The sequence below is a fragment of the Thomasclavelia sp. genome, assembly GCF_017889095.1.
Classification (GTDB): Bacteria; Bacillota_I; Bacilli_A; order Erysipelotrichales; family Coprobacillaceae; genus Thomasclavelia.
The window spans coordinates 1-5,461 of the sequence record NZ_JAGHEW010000225.1 but is presented as its reverse complement, the minus strand read 5'-3'; the positions used below and the strand labels follow the sequence as shown (position 1 = coordinate 5,461).

The 5,461-nt window shown below is 31.4% G+C and carries 6 protein-coding genes; all 6 read right to left on the bottom strand.

Annotated elements, in window-relative coordinates; genetic code table 11:
* On the bottom strand, window positions 1-1,623 hold a 1,623-nt coding region (locus tag J7M77_RS09830; protein WP_296878002.1), incomplete at its 3' end, for a phospho-sugar mutase.
* Between the two features lie 195 nt (window positions 1,624-1,818).
* The gene (locus tag J7M77_RS09825) at window positions 1,819-2,316 is read right to left on the bottom strand and encodes a cob(I)yrinic acid a,c-diamide adenosyltransferase (RefSeq protein WP_296878000.1); all 498 of its coding nucleotides are present in this window, start codon (window positions 2,314-2,316) and stop codon (window positions 1,819-1,821) included.
* A 1-nt stretch (window position 2,317) separates the two neighbouring features.
* Window positions 2,318-2,797 (bottom strand): Cys-tRNA(Pro) deacylase, encoded by a 480-nt coding sequence (gene ybaK, locus J7M77_RS09820; protein ID WP_296877998.1) that lies wholly within the window; start codon window positions 2,795-2,797, stop codon window positions 2,318-2,320.
* A 61-nt stretch (window positions 2,798-2,858) separates the two neighbouring features.
* Window positions 2,859-3,128, bottom strand: coding sequence for a phosphocarrier protein HPr (locus J7M77_RS09815; RefSeq protein WP_294578252.1), 270 nt, complete (start codon window positions 3,126-3,128; stop codon window positions 2,859-2,861).
* Between the two features lie 180 nt (window positions 3,129-3,308).
* A complete protein-coding gene (locus tag J7M77_RS09810) occupies window positions 3,309-4,739 on the bottom strand; it encodes a PQQ-binding-like beta-propeller repeat protein (RefSeq protein ID WP_296877995.1) in 1,431 nt (476 codons plus the stop codon).
* Window positions 4,740-5,429 (bottom strand): ECF transporter S component, encoded by a 690-nt coding sequence (locus J7M77_RS09805; protein WP_296877993.1) that lies wholly within the window; start codon window positions 5,427-5,429, stop codon window positions 4,740-4,742. It abuts the gene before it with no gap.
* Window positions 5,430-5,461: the final 32 nt, after the last annotated feature.

Genomic DNA, 5,461 nt, shown 5'->3' with positions numbered 1-5,461 from the left:
ACCTTTAATTGAGAAATAGAACTTACATTTTGGTTCTGTTCCACTAGGACGAGCTGCAATCCAAGATCCATCTTCTAAGTAGTATTTTAATACGTTAGATTTTGGTAAATCGATTGTTGTAGTAGTTCCATTTTCAATTCTTTCACTGCTTTGATAATCTTCTACAGCTACAACCGCATAATCACCAATTTTAGCAGGTGCATCTTTTCTTAAGTTATCCATGATTTCTTTAATTCTTCTAGCACCGTCAGCACCAGCTTTACTTAAAGCGATTTGAGTTTCTTTGAATGTACCATGTTTTGCATATAATTCATTTAATACATCAATTAAATCTTTACCTTGTTTTTTATAGAAGTTACCAGCTTCAGCAGCCATAACTACAGCTTGAACAGCATCTTTGTCACGAACGAAATCTTTAACTACACAACCATAAGATTCTTCATATCCGAAAACAAATTCTTTTTCTTTAGTTTTTTCATATTTACGGATCTTATCTCCGATAAATTTGAATCCAGTTAAAGTTTTTTCAACTTCAACACCATAAGATTTAGCAACTAATTCACCTAAATCACTAGTAACGATTGTATTATACATTACCGCATTATCAGGTAATTTACCTTGTTTTTTAAGTTCACTTAAAATATATTCAAGATATACTGCAGCACTTTGGTTACCAGACATTAATACATATTCACCGTCATGTTTAGCAACAACACCTAAACGGTCACCATCAGGGTCACAAATTACTACGACATCTCCATCAACTTCTTTTGCTTTTTTAATTGCAAGATCATAAGAACATGCAACTTCAGGATTTGGAGATTCTGTATTAGTAAAATCAGGATCAGGTGCGCATTGTGCCAATACTGGAACAACGTCATATCCAAGTCTTGTTAAGCAATTTCTAACTGGTAAGTTTGATGTACCATGTTGTGGTGAGAAAACGATTTTGAAATCATTTTTATCCATACCAGGATTAATTTCAATTGCCATAACTTCTTTATAATAAGCTTCGTCAACTTCTTCACCAATCCAGTTAATATATGGATAAGCATCATCATCACTTGCTACTTCTACTGCTAATTCATCTTTAACTTCATTTACATATCCAACAACTTCATCAGCCCATTCAGGAATTAGCTGACAACCTGTGTCATCATAAATTTTGTAACCATTATATTCTTTTGGATTATGACTAGCAGTGATCATAATTCCACCAGCACATTTTAAGTAACGTACTGCAAAAGATAATTCTGGAGTAGGTCTTAAACTTTCAAAAATATAAGACTTAATTCCATAAGTTGCTAATACTTTAGCACTTTCAATTGCAAATTGATATGACATATGACGATTATCATAACCAATCGCAACCCCTCTTTCTTTTCCTTCTGGTAATTTAGCAACGTATTTTGCAAAACCAACATTTGCCTTTCTGATTGTATAGATATTCATACGATTTGTACCAGCACCCAAAATTCCACGCATACCTGCTGTTCCAAATTCTAGATTCATATAAAAGGCATCTTCTTTATCCTTTTCGCTCATACTTGCTAATTCTGCTTTTAATGATGGATCTAGACTTTCACAATTTAACCATCTTTGATATTCTTCATTATAACTCATTGTTTTCACCCCTTGTTTTAATTATAACAAATTCAATTTAATTTTACTACTTGTTTCTACAATGAAATTGCTACAAATTTATTAAAAAGTTAGCGGTTACATCTAGCCTATAGTCTCAAAAATCAAATTTTAATAAAAATCCGTTTTTTTACCTTGAAAACGCTTACTAAAAAACAATAATTGATTCTTTGATGTTTAAAATTCAATTCCTTTTCGGGCTTTGATGCCCTGATCATAAGGATGTTTATGTTTTTTTATTTCACTCGAATAATCTAAAATCGGTTTGATTTTATGACTTGGCATCCGTCCTGTTAAAATTACTTCATGATCATTTTTTAACTTACATAAACGATCATATACTTTACCTTCATTGATCAAACTTAACGTAATTACATCTAAGATTTCATCTAAAACAATAGCATCATAACTTTCATCAATAGCATCAAACAATTCATTTTCTAATTTACTAACCTGTTTGATCATTTTAGGATCATGCATATCAATAAACATTTCTGGCATTTTTTTATATAATACGGTTATCCCACAATGTTTTAACATTTTAATTTCACTGCTGTTACCATCTTTTAAAAACTGAATAAACAAAACTTTTTGATTGGCTCCAGCTAATCTAATTGCTTGACCAATAGCCGCCGTTGTCTTTCCTTTACCATTACCATAATAACATTGAAGCATCTTAATCCCTCACTACATCGCCCGTTTTGGCTTCTAGATAATCGATTATCGCCTTTACGGGTACGATCATTTGATAGCCACGTTTACCAGCACTTAGTGCGATTTGCTCACAGTTAGTAACTGATTGATCAAAGTAAGTTGGAAATTTCTTTTTCATTCCAACTGGTGAACAACCCCCTCTAATATAGCCGGTTGTTGCTAGCAAGTCTTTCATATGAATCATTTCAACACTTTTATTATTGGAAAGTTTAGCTAATTTTTTTAGATCAATTTGTTTTAAAACCGGAATACAGCAGACTAAAAAACCATTATTTCCATGTAATACTAATGTTTTAAAAATTTGGTTGGCATTTAAATCTACCTGATCGACAATATGTTCACCACTTAAATGTTCTTCATCATATTGGTATTCTTTGATTTCATAATTAATCTTGGCGCGATCTAACATCCTTAATGCATTTGTTTTTATTTTCTTTGCCATTTTATATCCTTTCATTAATAAAAACAAAAGAGATCAAACGATCTCCTTTGTATTAATTATCTTATTCAGCTACTTTTTGTTCTTTAATAACTTTAGCAATTGAAGCGATTACATCTTTTTCGTCTTCACCTTCAGCGATGATTTCTACTGTAGCTTTAGTAGGTACACCTAAAGACATAACACCCATGATTGATTTTAAGTTAACTTCTTTACCATTGTATACTAACTTAATATCACTAGTAAATTTACTAGCTTGGTTAACTAAGATAGTAGCTGGTCTAGCATGTAATCCTACAGGATCAGATACAACGAAAGATATTTTTTCTGCCATTCTATGACTCCTCCTTAAAAATTTCTATATACCAATTATACCACCTAATAATGCTATTTTAAAGAACTTTTTAAAGAAAATTTAGCGCTTACAATTTCTGCGACTATAACAACAAAAAATAGTTTTTATTTAACTCAAAAACAATAAAACGTACTGAAAAATACAGTACGTTTTAAATCATTATGCATATTTTTTTATTAAGAAATAAGCACCAGCACTAATGATCATCATATATAAAACTCCCGTAATCTGGTCATCACCAGTTTTAACAGCAGTTGTTGTTTTATCATTATTAGTAGTTTCTACTGCTGGAACATCTTCAACTGGTCCTGGTACTTTAACGACAATTTCATTTTTTTCTAAAGCAAATAATGTTGCTGAATCATTAGTGTAATATAACTTTTGGCCATCACTAATAACACTGGCAGTAGTATAATTTTGATAATTATCTTGTGGTTCATAAATCATTTCACTAGTAAATGAATCACCAGTATCTTTAAATACACTTATTCCGCCCGGATAATTATTTACTGTATAATAACCATAAATTGCCTCATCATAACCCGTTGTAAGCAATATAGAAGACTGGACATTAGCCAAAGTTTCAATAGTATTAATTTGATGCGTGTTTGTATCCATCTTTGCAACAAACCCTGGTGCATCAAAATTACTTCCTATTTGACCGCCAAAATACAACGTATTATTGTAATAAGCAGGTGTACCGGTAATTGAAGCTGTTCCCTGCAATACGGTAATTGTCTGATAAGTGTCAAAACCACCATTTTCATCAAGCGTTACTTGATAGATTTTCCCAGTTTTACTACCGATATATAAACTACCATCACCATAACAAACACCAGAATAAATTAGTGTCTGATTATTATCTAAATTTAAAGCAGTTTCTTTACCACTCGTCAAATCTTTAGATACCAAAGTACCCTTAGTGCTTACAAAGACTAGATGATCATTAATAACACTAGATTTAGACCAATAATAACCACCCTGCTGCAAGTCATACTCCCAACTGTTAGTTTTTTCTTCATTAGGTAAACTTATATCTTCGTCACTAACTTCAAGAGCATAATATTTACCACCAACTACATTATAATTATCATCGTATATGGTAGTGCCTGTATATAGATAACCATTATAATAGGTAAGTGGTGATACTAAATTACCATTTTGAGCAATTGACAGCCATAATGAATTTAAATTTTGACTATCAAAAGCTTGAATTTTTCCATTTCCTAACGCTACAAAGATCATTTGTGATCCCGAAGCTAGATAAGCGTTATAGCCAATTGACGCATCTAAGGTAGTACTTGCTAGAACATTACCGCTATTACTATCTAATTTATATAAGGTATTATCAACGGCAATATATACGTAACCGTCTTCAATGATAGGATTGGTGTTATAAGCATAAAGCTGCCCATTTAAAAAATTTTGTAACCAGCTAAGACTTATCGTATCTTTAGTTACTGGTGTTTGTTTATTAATTACATTATTAGCCAAGAATTCATGCCAATTGTAATTTGCTGCCTGAACACCATTGATACTAACAACACTTATCAACAGTGTTAAAACTACTCCAAAAATCTTTTTTCTCATTTAATCCTTCTCCTCAATTCCATATTTAACTTTTACTCTTTGTAATATTCTAAACATAGTTGTTTTTAATAATATCAAAAAAACAACGTTAGAAATCATATAGATAATTGTTACTGGCAACGATGATAAAAACGTAACCAGATATCTAGTTAAATTAAAAGTTTGTTCAATTGTTAAAACTGACCACAAATCCATGATCAATGAAAATAATATTCCTGATATCAACCCATATAAATATAATAACCATTGATTTTGATAGAGCTGTTTAGAAAACATTCCCGCTAAATAACCAATCAGTCCCCAGGCAATCATTTGAAACGGTGTCCAGGGTCCCATTCCAAAAACAAAATCAGAAAGCAAAGCACTTAATGATCCGGCTAAAAAACCATCCTGGCTGCCAAAAACAACCGCCAAAATGATGATCAAGGCACTAACTGGTTTAACACTAGGCAACAAAATAAATAACGTTCGTCCCACTACTGCTAGAGCTATCATGATAGAAACAATAACAACTTCCCTAGTTTTTACACTACTATATTCATATTGGAAATAAAATGCCAACATACTAGCAATCAAAACTAAAATAATGATCAAGTTATAACGTTGATCTTGCCACAATAAAACACCAGCAATAACTGTTAAAATACTAAAGATAACTAATATTAATGATAATTGTTTTTTATTTATCATAATAAATCATCCAAAATTACTACTTCCTGATT